The following is a 17,511-nucleotide window of genomic DNA, read 5'->3' as shown; positions in this document are numbered from 1 at the left end:
GAGATCGCGCTTCGACATGCCCGCCCGCGTGGCGATATCGGTGGTCGTCGCCCGGGCGAAGCCCTTTTCGATGAAGACAGTCATGGCGGCGGTGAGCAGCAGCGCCCGCCGGTCATCATCCGCAAGTGTTTTCGGTCGGCCACGGACGGCCTGCGGCTTCGGTGTTGCTGACATGATCGGGAGGGCTCCACTTTGCGGAACCATTTTAGTTTCGTATTTGACGCTGACAACCTGATTTCATCACAACAAGACTGCCCGCCAATATGCAGGAAACCGAAAGCTGCCCGCGCGCCTGTCGCGACAAGGGTTTCCGGCCCTGAAACTTGGCGTCTTGCCGAAACGCGCCTACCCCGCGTCCTCACGGTCCCCTGACAGCCGCTCCCAGTTGGCGTGGGCAAATGCCAGATCACGAACACGGCGCTCCAGCGGCTGCACGGCAGATCAAGGCGCCCGGCATCACCGTTTCTGCCATGTGGCGTCCCGGATGCATTCGTCAGTCTGCCGCAGAAGCCCGTGCAGCCTGGCGCAGGAGATCGAGAAACAGCGCCTGCGCGGCTGACGGCATGAAGTTTCGGCGCAGCGTCAGACCGATCGGCCGTTCAGTATTCTTGAGGACAAAGGGAAGCGCCACCATCAGCCCGCGGGCGATTTCCGCCTCGGCCTGACGTTTCGATACACAGCCAAGATGATCGCTTTCCGCCAGAAGCTCACGCATCAGGATCACTGAGCGGGTCTCGATCAGGCGTGTCGGCACGGCACATCCCGCCTGCTCGAAAATCCGGTCGAAGTGCATACGGATCGGCGTGCCTTGCGGAGCAACGATGAAGGGAAAGGCCGCCATGGCCTCCGCCGTGATCGCCGAAGCAGCGGCCAGTGGATGATCTCGACCCGCAACAATCACCACGCTGTCGTGAAACAGTGTTTCCTGCACGACATCGCCGATCGGCGCAGGCTCTCGCAGTGCACCGATCAGCACGTCGGTCTCGCCCCGGCGAAGCGCCGCGAGAAGGTCATCATAATGGCCTTCCTGTACCTCGATCGGGATCGAGCGGCCGCTCGCCCGAAAGCGTGTGATCGCCTCGGGCAGGATACAGGCGCGTGACAACGGCATGGCACCGACGACGATCCGTCCGGTTTCCCGGGCCATGGTCTCGGCAAGGTCCATGCCTGCCTGTTCCAGCTCGGCAAAGGCCAGGCGGGCGGCGCGGGCAAGCGTTTCACAGACGCGCGTGGCGACGATGCCGAAGGAGGTGCGTTCGAACAGGGGCCGCACGGCCTCACTCTCCAGCTGACTGACCGCCCGGTGCACCGTCGGCTGGGCCAGCGAAAGCTTTCTGGCGGCAAGCGTGAAATTCTCGGTCTCACGCACTGCGATCAGCGCCAGCAGCTGCGCCGATGTGGCAGTGACCTTGAGGCGGGGAGACACGTCTTCAAGTGCGGGATCGAGGAGCGCGAGCGCGCGCCGCACCCGCCTGGCCAGAATATCACCGGCCTCTGTTGCATAAAGCCCCTGGGGCGTGCGGGAAAAAAGCGACAGCCCTGTCATTGCCTCGATCTTGCCAAGCGCCTGCGTAACCGCAGGCTGCGAGACGAAGCACATTTCCGCCGCCCGCGTCACCGACCGCGTATCGGCAACCGCCAGAAAGACGCGCAGATGGCGCAGATTATAGGGCATTCGGCCTCCCGGTCATTTTGCCGATCTTACGCAAAGCCGCGCCGTTTCGGAACCATCAAACCGTATCACCTGGCGTGGCATTCAGCGCGCCTGAGAGCGCCTGGAGCCGCGTCGCCAGATCATCTGCCCCCGGATCGAGATGCAGTGCGCCAATCTGCTTCTGCCATAAAACGCAGGCCGCACTCATGCCGGCAGGAACGTCATATTCGTGAAGCGTCGCGACCGCTTCGCCCATTTCGGCTGCCCGGCGCGTTCCATGCACCATCATCCGTTCCAGGCAATAGGCCGCCTTTCGCGGCCAGTCGATGCCAGGGTCAGACGCGCCGAGCGAGGCCAGAACCTGATCGAGAACACCGGCCCGAAAGGCGGTCAGAAAACATTCCGCCATCAGCGCTTCCGTGCCTTTGATCATGACGGAACGCACCATTTTCACCGCTGATGCATCCCCGATAGCCGCCCCTGCCGGTCGCAGCTTCATGCCCCAGGCCGTCATTGCCGCGGCTGCATCTGCCGCATCGGGTCCGGAAACGAGGCATGGCGTTTGATGCCGTCCGGGATGGATCGGACTCATGATGGCGACATCGGCATAGCGCCCGCCCGCCGCAACAATCACAGCAGCGGCCTTGCGTTTGGTATCCGGCGAACAGGAATTGCCGTCGAGATAGAATGCGCCGGGACCGATTGCGGTCGCAACGCTCCTGGCCGCCTCAAGCGCGTTGTCGGCAGTGACGAGGCTGAAGATCAGATCACGGCGGTCAAGCATGTCCGCGACCGTGGCAGCGCAGGTCACCCCCCTTTCAGCGCAGGCGGCCCGCATGGCCTCAGCCTTGTCCGCATCGGCGACCTTGAGATCAAAAGCCGAGATCCGGGCATGTCTCCCCTCGTCCTGCCAGCCGTCGACGATGGCCCGCGCCGCTTCACCAAAGCCGATGAAACCGATCTCCTGCATTGTTTTGCCTCCTGAAAGTGTGTCAGCCGAACATCGTGTTGGGGATCACCAGCGCGATCTCAGGGAAGATGATGATCAGCAGCAGACAGATGATCATCGCCAGCAGGAACGGCGCCACGCCTTTGAAGATGGTGACGAGCGGCACATCACGCGCAACCCCCTTGATGACGAAGACATTGAGCCCGACCGGCGGCGTGATCATCCCCATCTCGATGACGATCACGGCGACGACACCGAACCAGATCGGATCGAAACCGGCCGCCAGAATGGCCGGGTAGACGATCGGGATTGTCACCACCAGCATCGACAGGCCATCCAGAAACATGCCGAGCACGATATAGGCGAAGATGATGATCGCAAGCGTGCCATAGGGGCCGAGCCCGGTGGCGCTGAGCGCGGAGCCCAGCATGTCGGGAATATGGGTCACGGCCAGGAACGGATTGAGCACATTGGCGCCGATGACGATCATGTAAAGCATTGCCGAGGTTCTGACCGTTTCCATCACCGCATGGAAGAACTGGCCGCGACTGAGCGAACGGGAGACGACGGCAAGGATGACGACCAGAGCCGCGCCGATGCCGGAGGCTTCCACCGGGGTGAAAATGCCGAGATAGATGCCGCCGATCGACAGCATGATCACGGCAATCATCGGCAGGGCCCGGGCCAGAATGGCAAGGCGCCTGACAAGACGCATCGGTTCGCCCCGCGGCCCGGCGGCCGGGTTGATCCAGGTGACGATGCCGACCGTTGCCATGAACAGCGCCATCATCAAAAGACCGGGCAGGATACCGGCCATGAACAGCCGCCCGATGCTTTCTTCCGTCAGGATAGCATAGATGACAAAGCCGGTTGATGGCGGGATCAGGAAACCAAGCGTGCCGCCAGCCGCAATCGCGCCGGTGGAAAGCCCCGCGCCATAGCCGAGACGTTTCATCTCCGGCAGCGCGACCTTGCCGATTGTCACTGCCGTTGCAACGGAAGACCCGGAGACGGCGGAAAAGGCGGCACAGCCGATGACCGAGGCCGAAGCCAGTCCGCCGCGCAGCCAGCCGACCCAGGCATAGGCGGCGTCATAAAGGCCGCGACTGAAACCCGCCGCTGAGGCGACATTGCCGAGCAGCACGAACATCGGCACGACGATCAGCGAATAATTGGTCACCGAGCCATAGCTTTCGGTAATCAGCACCGCGCCGGCCGAGCGCATGCCGTTCAGATACCACATGCCGCCAAAACCGATGATCAGCATGGAAAAGGCAACCGGCGTTCTGAGCGCCAGCAGCACGAATAACAGGCCGATGGCAATCAATCCGACAATCTGGACACTCATTCGACGGGCCTTCCCGTGGCAAGAATGACAAACTGAAAGGCCAGCACCGCGACGCAGAGTGCAGCACCGAGCGCAATCAGGGCATAGGTGGGCCAGAGCGGCAGATCGAGCATATTGGTCGTATCGCCGAATTCATGGGCATCGAGCGCTTTGAGAAAGGCGCGGCGCGCCAGCACATAGAGCACGCCGCCGGAGAGCAGCCGCGCCAGAAGATCGGCAAGCCTGCGGCCAATCTCACCCAGATGGCGGTCGAAGATGTCGACATTGACGTGGCCATCGGCAAGCGTGCAGAGCGGCAAAGCCAGCATCACCGTCAAAACGGAGAGGAACTGCACGATCTCATTGACGCCGAGGATCGGTGCATTGAAGAAATAGCGCGCCACCACACCGGTGGCGATCAGCACCACCATGGCCAGGAGGCTGAGCCCTGCGACCGCCGAAAGGACGGTCGCGGCACTGTGAAACGCTTTTCCGATCAGGGAATGCTGTTTCATCGACATGACCCGGCCTTACTGGCCGGCCTTCAGTGCATCGACGATCTTCTGGGCTTCAATGCCGTCAGCCGTCTCTTCCGCAATCACCGTGTCAACGATCGGAGCGGATAGAGCATTGAAGGCGGCTGCCTCATCCGGCGTCAGCGTGATCACCGCGTGATCGGGCATGGCGGCGAAATCGGCGATCCCCTTCTCCGCGACCGTCAGCTGGACATTCTGGGCGAGGAGCGAAGCATCCTTGCCAGCCTTTTCAACCGCAGCCTGATCGTCGGCCGAGAGGCCCTGAAAGGCATCGCGGTTCATCAGGATGAAGAACGGTGAATTGGTGCTGTCCATGCCGACCGTCAGATATTTCGACACTTCGCCCAGCTTGAAGGCGCCGGTTGCCGTGCCGTCAATCATGGCGCCATCGATCACGCCCGTCTGCATGGCGTTGTAGATGTCGGAGACCGGAAGCGAGACGGGGGATGCTCCCCAGGCTTCAACCATCAGGCCGGTATTGCGTGACGGTACGCGGATCTTCAGCCCCTTCAGATCATCCGGCGAATGGACCGCCTTGTCGCGCATGTAGAGAAGGTTCGGTGCGCTTGACCACAGGGCGATCAGCTTGACGCGCTTATATTCAGGTTGCAGCAGACCGATATTCTGCCAGAGATCGGCCGTGCCGGTAGCTGTATCAAGAACGCCCGGCAATTCGGCAAGCAAAGTGCGTGGAAAATTCGAAGCGGTATATCCCGGCAGGCTGATGGCGAATTCGGCAACGCCTTCGCTGACGCGGGTGAACTGCTCGACCGGCCCCGGACCGAGTTCGCCACCATTGTAGAGCCGAACGGTGACATCGCCATTGGTGTTTTCCTTGACCATTTCGGCAAAGGGTTCAAAGGCGCCGGCGACATAGGGATGGGTTGCCGCCATGAAATTGGCGAACTTCATCTCCTCGGCTTTGGCGCCCATGGCCGTGACGGCCAGCATCGCCGCCCCGATGGCGAGGCTCTTTACATTGAACATGATGTCTCCTCCCTGAACGCATCCCGGTCCGAACGCGCGGTTCCAAAGGCCTGCGTCTGATAATTCCTCAAGAAGAATGCAAACGCCGTCTCCACTGTCAGCATTGGCATTCGTGTTCAGAGGTGGCATGGCCACCCTTCGTGGCTGGATCGATCGAATGCAGGTTCCCAAGACCTCCGGGCACCGGTTATCGCTCCGTGGCTCAATCTCGCCGATGCCATGGGCAAAACGCCATTCAGAAGATCGGACAGATCATAAGTTATCGCTATAGCAACACGAAATCCTCGCCGCGATCGCTGGATGTCTTGAGAAAATCTTCCATCAAAACACTGTAATAAAACATGAAATCGTTCTTCTCGATTAATACGTATAGCAATTTCTTATGGAGGTGGCGTCAATCCGAATTGGCATTTGCGAGGTGTCCGCGCGAGATGAATGGCGACAGGAATATGGAGGACACCATGTCGGACAAGAAAAAGACCGCCCTCGTCATCAGCGCCCATGCCGCCGACTTCGTCTGGCGCTGCGGCGGCGCCATCGCACTGCACGCGGCACAAGGTTATGACGTCACAGTACTCTGCCTTTCCTTCGGTGAGCGCGGCGAGTCAGCGAAACTGTGGAAGCAGCAGGGCATGACGCTGGATCGGGTGAAGGCGGCGCGGCACATGGAGGCCGAAAAGGCCGCGACCGCTCTTGGTGTGCACGATCTCGTCTGCCTCGATCTCGGTGATTATCCGCTCGACCTTACCCGCGACGACAAGAACAGGGTGGTCGATGTCATCCGCAGGGTACAGCCCGCTTTCATGCTGTCGCATTCGCAATATGACCCCTACAATACCGATCACAGCTATGCCACGCAGGTTGCGCTTGAATGCCGGATGATTGCCCAGGCCTGGGGCCATAATCCCGGCGAAAAGGTGCTCGGTGCGCCGCAGCTTTATCTGTTCGAGCCGCATCAGACCGAGCAGATGGGCTGGAAACCCGACACCTTCCTCGACATCACGCCGGTCTGGGAGAAGAAGCGCGCCGCCATCGAATGCATGCAGGGACAGGAGCATCTCTGGGAATATTACACCCGGGTGGCGCTCAACCGTGCCAATCATTTCAAGCGCAATTCCGGCGGTCAGTCGGGCGGGCGCGATTGCAAATATGCGGAAGGGTTCCAGTCAATCTTTCCACGCACGGTTGACGAACTCTGAAAGAGAGCTCCCCGTTGCAGGATCACAGTAAAGTGGAGGAGCTTTGGTGACCAACGAACCAACCAACCCGAGTTTCGACATCGCCCATCTCGGCCATGTCGAAATGCTGACCGACAGGTTCGCGGAAAGCCTCGATTTCTTTACCCGTATCTACGGGCTCAAGCTTTCCGGACAGGATGAGAATTCGGCCTATCTCAGAGCCTGGGACGATTATGAATTTGCGACGCTGAAACTGACTCGTTCAGACACGACCGGTGTAGCCCATATCGGCTATCGCGCCGCCTCGCCGGAAGCGCTGATGCGCCGCGTTGCCGCCATAAAATCCTCAGATTTCAAGGTCATCGGCTGGGTCGACGGCGATCTCAGCCATGGCCGGGCCTTCCGCTTCGAAGATCCTTCCGGCCATGTCTTCGAGATCTATTACGAGACCAACTGGCATGCCCCGCGCACGGAAGCAGAACAGGCAGCGCTCAAGAATACCGCGTCCGCCTTTACAGGCGCCGCCCCCCGGCGGATCGACCATCTCAACCTTCTGGCGGAAGATGTCAGCGAATTCCGGCGCTTCATGGAAACCTGCCTTGGCGCCCGGGTCACCGAATATATCCGGCTCGATAACGGCCGGATCGGCGGCTGCTGGTTCACCATCAACAACAAGACCTATGATCTTGCCTGCACCGAGGAACATGGCGGCGGCCATGCCCGGCTGCATCATGTGACCTATGCCACAGATCAGCGTGAGGACATCCTGCGCGCCGCCGACATCTTTCTGCAGAACGGCGTGCATATTGAAACCGGGCCGCACAAGCACGCGATTCAGGGTACCTTTTTCCTCTATGTCTGGGAGCCCGCCGGCAATCGCGTCGAGCTTGCCAATGCCGGTGCCAGGCTGATCCTCGCCCCCGACTGGCAACCCGTCTGCTGGAGCGAGGCAGACCGCAAAAAGGGTCAGGCCTGGGGGCTCAAAACCATTTCGACCTTCCACACCCATGGCACACCGCCCATCAGAACCAAGGACACATGATCATGGCTGTTGTCGTTCAGAATATCCTCCGCGCTGATCAGGCGATCATCAACGGCCTCGCCATCGCCGGTGCGGCAACCGTCCATGAGGCGCTTGGGCGCAAGGGGCTGATGCAGGCTCATATCCGTCCGATCTTCCCCGGTGCCCGCATCGCAGGCTCGGCAATCACCATCTCGGCGCCGCCCGGCGACAACTGGATGATCCATGTGGCAATCGAGCAGATCCGCGCGGGGGACATTCTTGTACTGGCACCGACCAGTCCCTGTGATGCCGGTTATTTCGGCGATCTTCTCGCCACCTCGGCCAAGGCGCGCGGCTGCCGCGGGCTGATTTCCGATGGCGGGGTCCGCGATATCCGCGATCTGACCGAGATGGACTTCCCCGTATGGTCGCGGGCAATCTCGGCGCAGGGTACCGTCAAGGAGACGCTCGGCTCGGTCAACATTCCGGTTGTCTGTGCCGGTGCTCTGGTCAATGCCGGCGATATCATCGTCGCCGATGATGACGGTGTCTGCGTCGTGCCACGACAGGAGGCAGAGGCGACGCTGGCGGCGGCGGAGAAGCGGACCGAACTGGAGGAAATGAAGCGCAAGCGCCTGGCAGCTGGCGAGCTCGGACTTGATATCTACAATATGCGTCCGCGCCTTGCCGAGAAGGGGCTCAAATATGTCTGAGGACGGCATTGCCTGCCTGTGGATGCGCGGCGGCACCTCCAAGGGCGCCTATTTTCTGAAAAGGGACCTGCCTGAAGATGTGGCCCGACGCGATGATCTTCTGCTTCGGATCATGGGATCACCCGATCCGCGCCAGATTGACGGGATCGGCGGAGGCGATCCGCTGACCTCGAAAGTGGCAATCCTGTCACCGCCATCGCGGGAGGACGCCGATGTCGATTATCTGTTCCTGCAGGTCTTTGTCGATCAGGCGCTGGTCTCGGACGCCCAGGGCTGCGGCAATATTCTCGCCGGTGTCGGACCTGCCGCCATCGAACGCGGCCTGGTCAAGATCTCCGGCGCGGTGACCGAAGTCAGGATCCACATGGTCAACAGCGCAGAGATTGCCGTGGCCCGGATCGAAACTCCAAACGGCCGCGTCAACTACGCGGGCAATGCCGAAATCGCCGGCGTTCCCGGCCACCACGCCGCCGTGCCGCTGCTGTTCCACAACATCGCCGGGTCGATGTGCGGTGCGCTTCTGCCGACCGGTAACGTCACTGATACGATCGACGGCACGGCGGTGACGCTGATCGACAACGGCATGCCCTGCGTCATCCTGCGGGCCGAAGATTTCGGCCTCACCGGGCAGGAAAGCCCGGAAATGCTTGCGGCGAATGGCGAGCTGAAGCAGCGGCTGGAAGCGATCCGGCTGAAAGCGGGGCCAATGATGCGGCTGGGCGACGTCTCGGCGGCTTCCGTGCCTAAGATGACGCTCGTTTCTGCAGCAAGGAACGGCGGCGTGATTGCGACCCGGTCCTTCATTCCCCACCGGGTGCATGCTGCCATCGGCGTTTTTGCAGCCGTGTCGGTCGCAACGGCGGCGCGGCTTGAAGGCAGTGTTGCTGCAGAACTCGCCAGTCTGCCGCAAGGCGGCGACTATCGGATCGAACACCCGACGGGGCTTCTCGATGTCTTCCTCGATATCGGCCCCGATGGCACCATGCGTGGCGCCGGGAACCGCCGCACCGCGCGCAAGCTCTTTGACGGCAGGGTTTTCCCGTAGGAAAAAAGCGCAGCAAAAGCCACAACAGCCACGTCGTGAATGTCCGGGTCGTGCTGGCAGTCGGGATGCGCCCCTCATGCATGACCGGCATGGCGATCCGCCCGCCCGGAGCAACGCCTCGTAATCTCTCTTCGGCGCTTTCGAGCCGATGCGTCGATTCAACAAGATGGAGCGTCCCGATGCGTCCAAAAGGACGCATGGCGCTCTAGCCGATTTTGCCCGGCGGCATTCCGAACTGTCGGCGAAAGGCGGTCGAGAAGTTGGCCGTCGAGCTGTATCCGGCGGCAAATGCTGCCTGCGCAATCGAGACCTCGCCGCGGTTGAGCATCGTGCGCGCATGATCCAGCTTGGTCTTGCGCATATAATGAAACGCCGTCATGCCATGGGCCGCATGAAACAGCCTTTGCAGCGTGTTGGCGCTCACTCCGGCATGCGAGGCCAGCGCCTCGACGCTCGGCAGCTGCCCGTGTGCGGCGGCGATCATCTCTTCCGCGCGAGCCAGTTTGGCGCTTTCGGCCGGATTGAGGCAGGTCCTTGCAAACGACGCTCCATTGTCTCCGCCAATGACGCGGAACGCCTCGGCGATGATCATCAGCACGCAGCCTTCCACCTGAAGCCGATGAAGATGTGGTTCATCGAAGGGCGCGCGCATCGCCTGCTCGGCAAAGGCGATGGCTGAAGGGCTGGGGGTCCAGCGGTGGAGCGAAAGCGGTGTCTGGCAGAAATTCTCAATCGCGGCTGCGGCGTGACCGCCGAAGACATCGCCCGAGGCCAGCCATTCCGGCAGGATCGATATGTTGAACTTGCGGATCCGGTCGCCCTTCTTCACCCTGCGCCAGAATCTGACCGGCTCGCTTTGCGCACAGACGACCCCCACCGGCTCCCATGTCTGGCGGCCGGAATGACGCGTGGGCATGGGCAGTGCGCGATCGGCCAATCTCGCTTCAACGCTGCCGGCAAAGAACAGCTTGATACTCAGATGCGGCGGAAGCTCGGATTCGGTTTCCATTTCGCACAGACTGACCGTGTCGGAATGCAGGACGCTCAGACCGTCGCGAAGCTTTTCGTGGCCATAATGGCCGTCAAATGCCCTGTCGCCCGTCGAGGCCCGGTTCAAGAGCCTGAAGGAGCCATTGGCGCGGCGCATATGCGCGAGAAAATTCTCTGTTTCAAACGGAACGGCGCGATCCTGCATGACAATTCCCAACAGCCGGTCTGGTCGTTTTGCAAAACAAATTGGCGCTTTCGCAAACACACAATCTGTAGATTTGCGGTTTCCCCGTCCTCTATATAAAACATGAATATTATTATCAAGTTTATGCGCCGTCCCGCCTTTGATCACGATAACGGGACTGGCGTCCTTTCTGGGGGTCTTTGATGAGAATCTCGGCGACGAAAAGCGCCTTACTGGCTGCCACCGCAAGCCTGCTGACACTGCAAGCCACAGGTCCGGCCGTGGCGCAGGATGACGATCCGGTCATCCTGCAGCCGGTCAACGTCACCACGGACGGATCGGCGACGGAAGACACCAATTTCGTCGCCACCACGTCCGGCGCGGCAATGAAGACCAACCGGGCGCTGATCGAGACACCGCAATCCGTATCCGTGGTAACCCGCAAGGAATTCGAGGAACATAACGCAACCTCGGTGCAGCAGGCGCTGCTCTACAGCGCTGGCGTCCAGGCCGAAATAAGGCCCAATGATCGTTACGACATCGTTCCCGTACGCGGTTTTGGCGGCTATCAGAATTTTGTGCAATATCTTGACGGTCTGCGCATCCTCAAAGGCATCTCCTATGCCGAGCCGACCATCGACCTCTACAACATCGATCGTGTCGAGGTGGTCAGGGGGCCGGCCTCGGTCCTCTATGGCCAGATGACACCCGGCGGCATGGTCAATCTCGTTTCCAAAAAGCCAACCGAAACGGCACGCGGAGAGGTTTTCACCACGATCGGTACGGACAACTACATCAAGTCAGGTGTCGATCTCAGCGGTCCGATCGACGAAGATGGCATCTACCGTTACCGTTTCGTCGCGTCCGGGCGCTACAACGAGACCAATATTGACGGCGTCGACTCCTCACGCATCTCGGTTCTCCCCTCGCTTGAAATCTCCCCGGACGACGCCACCAGCCTGGTGATGCAGTTCAGCTATACCGACGATCCGTCGAGCAATTATCCGGGCTACCTGCCGGCGGTGGGAACCGTTCTGCCGAATGGCGATTACCCTGACATTCCCTATGACTTCAACATCGGTGATTCCAGTTTCGACAAATTCACCCGGCAGACGACCACCGCCGGCTACGAGTTCGAACACGCCTTTGACGACGTGTTCACCTTCCGCCAGAACCTGCGCTATACCCACATCGATACCGAGCATCGCTCGCTCTATTTTTCCGGGATCAGCGGCACGACACTCAGCCGCGGCGTGTCGCATCTGAAGGAACATGCCGATACCCTGGCTGTCGATACCCAGCTCGAAGCGGATTTTTCGACCGGGCCGCTCGATCATGTCGGTCTGTTTGGGGTCGACTACAGCTATATCAATGCCAACCGCCTGTTCGGCAAAGGCAAGGCGCCGTCGATCGACTATCTGAACCCGGATTACAGCCAGGCGATCACCGACCCGGCCTATTCGACGGACACCAACCAGATCACCAATCAGACCGGTGTCTATCTTCAGGACGAGATTTCCTATGGCGGGCTGACCGTGGCGCTTGGCGGCCGCTACGATTATTATGATATCACCAATGACAGCACGGTTCTGTCGACCGGTGTCACCTCTTCGACAGACAATCAGAACCACGCCTTCACCGGGCGGATCGGCGCCACCTATCTGTTTGATAGCGGCATCGCGCCCTATGCCAGCTACTCGACCTCCTTCGAACCGCCCTCGGGCTTCGGCTATAGCGCCACCGGCGGGACCACGCTTGACCCGGTGGAAGGCGAACAATATGAGGCAGGCGTCAAGTATCAGCCCTTCCTCGACAGCGACAGCTACATCATGGCCTCGGCCTACCAGCTGACCGAGAAGAACGCGCTCAGCTCTGACCCGACCTATAGCGGCTATTACGTCCAGACCGACGAGATCCAGCTGAAAGGCATCGAACTGGAGAGCAAGCTGGCGCTCGCCAACGGCTGGGATATCACACTCGCCTACACCTATGCCGATCCGGAAATCACCAAGAGTGCCACCGCCGCCCTCGTCGGCAATGCGCCGGCCGCCGTGCCGCAGAATGCCGCGTCCGCATGGTTGCATTACAGCTTCCTCAGCGGGCCACTCGAAGGTTTCGGCATCGGTGCCGGTGTCCGCTACAATGGCGAAACCTGGGGCGACCAGGAAAACAGCTTCAAGGTGCCCGCCTATACGCTGTTCGACGCCGGCTTCGACTATGATTTCGGCGTTAAATGGCCGACTTATGAAGGACTGAAACTCAACGTCACCGCAACCAACATCGGCAATACCGAATATGTGGCCTCGTGCACCTACACGACCCGCTGCTTCTACGGCACCACCCGTTCGGTCTATGCGACACTGAAATACCAGTGGTAAAAGAGATGGCGGCGCCTGCCTCCGGCGCCGCCATCTCACGCCGTCTTCTGACGTGGTTTTCACGGTTCTGCAGGAAACATGGTTCTCATGCTGCGCAAGCTCGTTCTGTTCTGTCTTGTCCTTTTCGCCGCCGCTCAGGCCCCGGCCGCAACCGCATGGCACGATCCGTCCGTCGATCGTCCGGCACCGCAGCTTTCAGCCGGACACTTTCAGGCAACGGAGGCATGACGGTGAAGGACCTGTTCAGACACCCGGCGGGCAAGACAGCCGCCGACGCCGGTTTCGAGATGCGCGCGCCTGCCTCCGGGCGCCACTGTCTCAGCTTCGGGCTGCAATCGGCGACGGGACTGCCATACGACATCTTCGTCAGCCTTCCGCGCCACCCGCCACCCCCGCAGGGCTTTCCGGTTCTTTACCTTCTCGATGCCAATGCAGATTTCGCGCTGGTTGATCAGGTCATGGAACGGCTGACGCGCAGGCCCGGCGCGACCGGTGTCGAACCGTCCATCCTCGTTGGCATCGGCTATCCGGAAACGGAGAGCTATAACCAGGAACGGCGGCATTTCGATTTCACCGCCGGCCCGACCAGAGACGCATTCTACGCGGAGACGACCTTTTCCTTTGGCGGTCAGGACGCTTTCGTCGCCTTTCTCCGTAACAAGCTCAAACCGCTCATCGCCGCCCGTTTCCCGGTACGGACAGACCAAGAGACCATACTCGGCCATTCGCTCGGCGGCTATTTCGTGGTTGAGCTCGCCCTGACCCATCCGCAGCTTTTCTCAAGCTACATCGCCATCAGCCCCTCGCTCTGGTGGGATCCGGACCGGATTTTCGCACATGCGCTGCCCCACCCGGCAAAGCCTCACAAACCAGTCCGTCTGTTCCTGACCGCCGGAGGCTGGGAAGGCGATGCAGCGCCATGGCAGCGGCAGGAAACGCCGGAACGCGCAGAAGAACATGCGAGACTGCGGCGCAGGCGCCAGATGGTCAGGAATATCGATCGTCTTGCCGAACACTGTCAGGCGAGACATCCTGACGCCATCGCCCTGCGCCGGGAAATGATCGATGACGAAGACCATTCCAGCATCTATGTCGCCAGCCTGCCGAAAGCGCTTCGTTTCGCCCTGCCCGCCTCTGACAGCTGATCTGATGACGGTTTGACCCGGAATAACCGGCGGCTATTTCTGCCGGTCGCTTTCACGCACGACCAGATCGGCGCCGACCAGGGTCTTCACCGATGGCTGACCCTCCGGACCGTTGATCAGTTCATCCAGAAGCGTGACCGCGTGATAGCCGATCTTGCGTTTCGACACGTCAATGGTCGTCAGCGGCGGATCTGCAGTGGCACTCATGGGCAGATTGTCAAAGCCGATGAGCGAGACATCGGCGGGAATGCGATATCCCTTGTCGCGCAGCGCCTTGGCAAAACCGTAGGCAATAATGTCATTGGTGCAGAAATAGCATTCCGCGACGCGGCCACCATCCTCCAGATAGTTGAGCGCACCCTGATAGGCGCCAGCAAAAGTGGATTCCACCGACAGCACCAGCGATGGGTCGACCGTCAGCCCGAGGCGTTTCATGCTGCTGAAATAGGCCTCCCGGCGCAGCCGGAAATTGGTCGTCGCGACATGGCTGGCGATGAAACCGATCTCGCTGAACCCGTTGTTCTTGAAGCGCTCCAGAACCTTGTAGACCGCATCAACATTGTTCATGTTGATGAAATTGGCCTCGATGACCTCGTGAAAGGTGTCGATGAAGACGGCGGGCACGCCAATACCCTGCAGCAGCATGATGTCGGCTTCTTCAAGCTCGGTTCCAAGCACGATGATGCCGCGCAAGCCCTTGGCGGCAATGATCGACTTGGCGATTGCGGCAATCGAGCCGCCCTCATGGCTGATGACTTCCAGAGTGTAGCCGCGCCGGAGCGCTTCCTGAGACATGCCGTCAATATAATCCGAAATGAAATGGCTGTGGTCCCGGTTGACCGTGCGCCCATGCCGGGCAATTTTCAGAAAGCACAGGGTCTCCTTGGTTTCCACCACGCGGCTGCGCGTCTGCCGCGGCACGTAGTTCAGCCGGGATACCGCTTCCAGCACCTTAAGCCGGGTCGCTTCCGAAATTTCGCCCTTTCCATTCAGAACGAGCGAAACCGTCGCAGCAGACACACCCGATGCCTCAGCAATATCCCGAATCGTCAGAGCATTTTTCGTTTTCATACTGTCTTTAGTCGCCTGTTCAGCCGGTTGTTGCAACCGTCTCGCACACAAATTTGTTTAGTGAACTTTAGTAAAGGAGTAACGCGCAATTCAGCGCTTGAAAAGCTAGATTCTCTGAGAAAGGTCAAAATGCCGCTTGTTGATCCCTAAACTCTCTGCTAGTTTTTACTAAAGACCGAGTATTTTAGTAAACGGGAGGAGCTAATGCGTCGGTTAGATGGCCAACTTTTGGTGCTCGCCGGCATCAATGTGGCACTCTTTGCGCTCGGAGCGCTGATTTCGGGCGGCACATTCCTGTCACCTTTCAACCTGCAGTCCATGGCAACGCAGGTGCCGGAGATCGGGCTGCTGGCGATCGGTGTCGGCCTGGCCATGTGCGCGGGCAATGGCGGCATCGACCTTTCCGGTATTTCGCTTGCCAACCTTTCCGGTGTTGTCTCTGCAATCATCGTGACACGCATCTTTGATGCCTATGATCAGCCCGTCGCCTTTACCCTGGCCTTTGCCGCCGTTGCCGTGCTGGTGGGGCTTGCCGGCGGCCTTATCAACGGCCTGCTGATCTCGTTCCTGAACATCACGCCGATCCTGTGCACGCTGGGAACGCAGATGGCCTTTACCGGCCTTGCCGTCATCGCATCCGATGGCCGCGCCGTCACGGTCGGAAGCCCTGATCCGCTTTACAATCTCGGCAATGGCTACATTTTCGGTGTGCCGATCAGTTTCATCATCTTCATTGGCGTTGCCGTCATCATCGGCCTGATCATCCGTTTCATGCCCTATGGCAAATGGCTGATGCTCGGCGGTTCCAATCTGAAGGCGGCCACGTTTGCCGGTTTTCCCAAGCGCGCCGTCATCACCACGACCTACACATTGAGCGGCCTTCTCGCCGGTATCGCCGGGGTGATCATTGCCGCACGGAATGTCAATGTGAAATGGGATTACGGCACGTCCTATCTTCTGATCGCCATTCTGATCGCGGTCATGGCCGGTGTCCGGCCGGAGGGCGGCTATGGCCGGATCATCAACATCGTCCTTGCCGCCATTGCCCTGCAGCTCATGTCGAGCCTGCTGAATTTCGGTGGATTTTCCAATTTCGTCAGGGATTTCGCCTGGGGCGCCCTGCTCCTCGCCTTCCTGATTGTCGGTCGATATGACCTCGTCGGTTTCGTATTTCCGGGAGGCCGTCGCTAGCCGTACGCACGCCCTCATGCGCAACGGTGGAGGAGATGGAGGGAAAAATGGAGGAAAGCATGAAATCAAAACTGAAAACAGTCGCACTGGCATCATTGTTCGCGGCGACCGCGATCGCTGGCACTGCAGGCATTGCCGCGAGCCAGGACAGCAAACCGGTCATCGCCACCGTCTTCAAGATCAGCGGTATTCCGTGGTTCGACCGGATGAATACCGGTGTGGAGGAATATGCCAAGGAACATCCGGAAGTCGTGGCCGAGGGCTATGGTCCGGCCACCGCAGACGCCGCCCAGCAGCTGCAGATCATCCAGGACCTGATTGCCAAGGGCGTCAAGGCGCTCGCGGTCGTACCGATGGATCCGGTCGTGATCGAGGGCACGCTGAAGCGCGCCATGGACCGCGGTGTCGTCGTTGTTACCCATGAGGCCGACAACCAGAAGAACACGATGGTCGACATCGAGGCCTTCGACAATGCCGCTTACGGCACGGCACTCAACGAACGCCTTGCCCAATGCATGGGCGGCGAAGGCAAATGGACCACCTTTGTCGGCTCGCTCGGCAGCCGCACGCATATGCAATGGGTTGGCGCCGGTGAAGAAAACGCCAAGAAATATCCCGGCATGCAGCTGGTCGATCCGAACAATGAATCCTTTGACGACGCCAATGGCACCTATGAAAAGGCAAAGGAAATCCTGCGCAAATATCCCGACCTCAAGGGCTTCCAGACATCGGCAGGCAATGACGTTCTCGGTGTCGGCCGCGCAATCGAGGAAGCAGGGCTCGCCGGCAAGGTTTGCCTGGTCGGCACCGGTCTTCCCGCCCCGTCTGCCCCTTATCTTGAGTCCGGTGCCATCACGGCGATCGGCTTCTGGGATCCGATGAAGGCAGGCATGGCCATGAATGCCGCGGCAGAAAAGATCCTGAACGGCGAGGAAATCGTCGATGGCATGGATCTGGGTGTCGACGGCTATCACAGCATTACCGTGACCAAGGGCGCCGGCAATGGCCTGCTGGCCATCGGCAACGGCATGGTGCTTGCTGACAAGGACACCTACAAGGAAGTCTACTTCTGATCCTGCAAATCTCCTGTTGAGAACCGCGGCGCGAAGCGTCCCGGTCCCATGCCAAATGCCAGGCCGGCGCAACCCGGCTTGGCCTGC

The 17,511-nt window shown here is 60.1% G+C and carries 16 protein-coding genes; 8 read left to right on the top strand and 8 right to left on the bottom strand.

The annotated features are described in order from the left end of the window. The 6 genes from HCK86_RS24250 to HCK86_RS20025 form a co-directional block, all read right to left on the bottom strand. The coding region (locus HCK86_RS24250; RefSeq protein WP_176086250.1) for a helix-turn-helix domain-containing protein at nt 1-174 on the bottom strand (174 nt) is incomplete at its 3' end. A gap of 319 nt (nt 175-493) precedes the next feature. After that, nucleotides 494-1,675, bottom strand: coding sequence for a LysR family transcriptional regulator (locus HCK86_RS20045; RefSeq protein WP_176086249.1), 1,182 nt, complete (start codon nt 1,673-1,675; stop codon nt 494-496). 55 nt (nt 1,676-1,730) lie between these two features. Next, complete coding sequence (locus HCK86_RS20040; RefSeq protein WP_176086248.1) at nt 1,731-2,624, bottom strand: NAD(P)-dependent oxidoreductase; 894 nt, start codon at nt 2,622-2,624, stop codon at nt 1,731-1,733. 22 nt (nt 2,625-2,646) lie between these two features. Beyond that, nucleotides 2,647-3,951: a TRAP transporter large permease gene (locus tag HCK86_RS20035; RefSeq protein ID WP_176086247.1), complete on the bottom strand. Its 1,305-nt coding sequence runs from the start codon at nt 3,949-3,951 to the stop codon at nt 2,647-2,649. Continuing rightward, entirely contained in the window at nt 3,948-4,445 is a 498-nt protein-coding gene (locus HCK86_RS20030) for a TRAP transporter small permease (protein ID WP_210259978.1), read from the bottom strand. The genes HCK86_RS20035 and HCK86_RS20030 overlap by 4 nt, the downstream gene beginning before the upstream one ends. Before the next feature lie 15 nt (nt 4,446-4,460). After that, nucleotides 4,461-5,453, bottom strand: a complete 993-nt coding sequence (locus HCK86_RS20025; RefSeq protein ID WP_176086245.1) for a TRAP transporter substrate-binding protein — start codon at nt 5,451-5,453, stop codon at nt 4,461-4,463. A 461-nt stretch (nt 5,454-5,914) separates the two neighbouring features. Between HCK86_RS20025 and HCK86_RS20020 the strand changes: the two genes are divergently transcribed. From HCK86_RS20020 to HCK86_RS20005, 4 genes are read left to right on the top strand one after another with little or no spacing between them, the layout of a single operon-like run. Further along, nucleotides 5,915-6,652, top strand: coding sequence for a PIG-L deacetylase family protein (locus tag HCK86_RS20020; RefSeq protein WP_210259977.1), 738 nt, complete (start codon nt 5,915-5,917; stop codon nt 6,650-6,652). A 46-nt stretch (nt 6,653-6,698) separates the two neighbouring features. Continuing rightward, on the top strand, nt 6,699-7,673 hold the full coding sequence (locus HCK86_RS20015) for a VOC family protein (protein WP_348641108.1): 975 nt from the start codon (nt 6,699-6,701) through the stop codon (nt 7,671-7,673). A gap of 2 nt (nt 7,674-7,675) precedes the next feature. Continuing rightward, nucleotides 7,676-8,347 carry a 4-carboxy-4-hydroxy-2-oxoadipate aldolase/oxaloacetate decarboxylase gene (locus HCK86_RS20010; RefSeq protein WP_176086244.1) on the top strand — a complete coding sequence of 224 codons (672 nt, stop codon included), beginning with the start codon at nt 7,676-7,678 and terminating at the stop codon, nt 8,345-8,347. Next, the gene (locus HCK86_RS20005) at nt 8,340-9,392 is read left to right on the top strand and encodes a 4-oxalomesaconate tautomerase (RefSeq protein ID WP_176086243.1); all 1,053 of its coding nucleotides are present in this window, start codon (nt 8,340-8,342) and stop codon (nt 9,390-9,392) included. The genes HCK86_RS20010 and HCK86_RS20005 overlap by 8 nt, the downstream gene beginning before the upstream one ends. 205 nt (nt 9,393-9,597) lie before the next feature. On the opposite strand, the gene HCK86_RS20000 is transcribed toward HCK86_RS20005, so the two are convergent. After that, nucleotides 9,598-10,587, bottom strand: a complete 990-nt coding sequence (locus tag HCK86_RS20000) for an AraC family transcriptional regulator (RefSeq protein WP_176086242.1) — start codon at nt 10,585-10,587, stop codon at nt 9,598-9,600. Nucleotides 10,588-10,769: 182 nt separating this feature from the next. Here HCK86_RS20000 and HCK86_RS19995 point away from each other — a divergent pair, with 182 nt between their 5' ends. Both HCK86_RS19995 and HCK86_RS19990 read left to right on the top strand, forming a co-directional pair. Then, the gene (locus HCK86_RS19995) at nt 10,770-12,944 is read left to right on the top strand and encodes a TonB-dependent siderophore receptor (RefSeq protein ID WP_176086241.1); all 2,175 of its coding nucleotides are present in this window, start codon (nt 10,770-10,772) and stop codon (nt 12,942-12,944) included. Nucleotides 12,945-13,168: 224 nt separating this feature from the next. Then, nucleotides 13,169-14,089, top strand: a complete 921-nt coding sequence (locus HCK86_RS19990) for an alpha/beta hydrolase-fold protein (protein ID WP_176086240.1) — start codon at nt 13,169-13,171, stop codon at nt 14,087-14,089. 33 nt (nt 14,090-14,122) lie between these two features. Here HCK86_RS19990 and HCK86_RS19985 read toward each other — a convergent pair whose 3' ends face one another. After that, on the bottom strand, nt 14,123-15,160 hold the full coding sequence (locus HCK86_RS19985) for a LacI family DNA-binding transcriptional regulator (protein WP_176086239.1): 1,038 nt from the start codon (nt 15,158-15,160) through the stop codon (nt 14,123-14,125). Between the two features lie 204 nt (nt 15,161-15,364). Here HCK86_RS19985 and HCK86_RS19980 point away from each other — a divergent pair, with 204 nt between their 5' ends. Both HCK86_RS19980 and HCK86_RS19975 read left to right on the top strand, forming a co-directional pair. Continuing rightward, nucleotides 15,365-16,351, top strand: coding sequence for an ABC transporter permease (locus HCK86_RS19980; protein WP_176086238.1), 987 nt, complete (start codon nt 15,365-15,367; stop codon nt 16,349-16,351). Nucleotides 16,352-16,410: 59 nt separating this feature from the next. Next, on the top strand, nt 16,411-17,424 hold the full coding sequence (locus HCK86_RS19975; protein WP_176086237.1) for a substrate-binding domain-containing protein: 1,014 nt from the start codon (nt 16,411-16,413) through the stop codon (nt 17,422-17,424). The last annotated feature ends 87 nt before the right edge of the window (nt 17,425-17,511 follow it).

This window comes from Martelella sp. HB161492 (genome assembly GCF_013184775.1).
GTDB lineage: Bacteria > Pseudomonadota > Alphaproteobacteria > Rhizobiales > Rhizobiaceae > Martelella.
The sequence above is the reverse complement of the archived record's forward strand: the minus strand, read 5'-3'. Positions and strand labels throughout refer to the sequence as shown.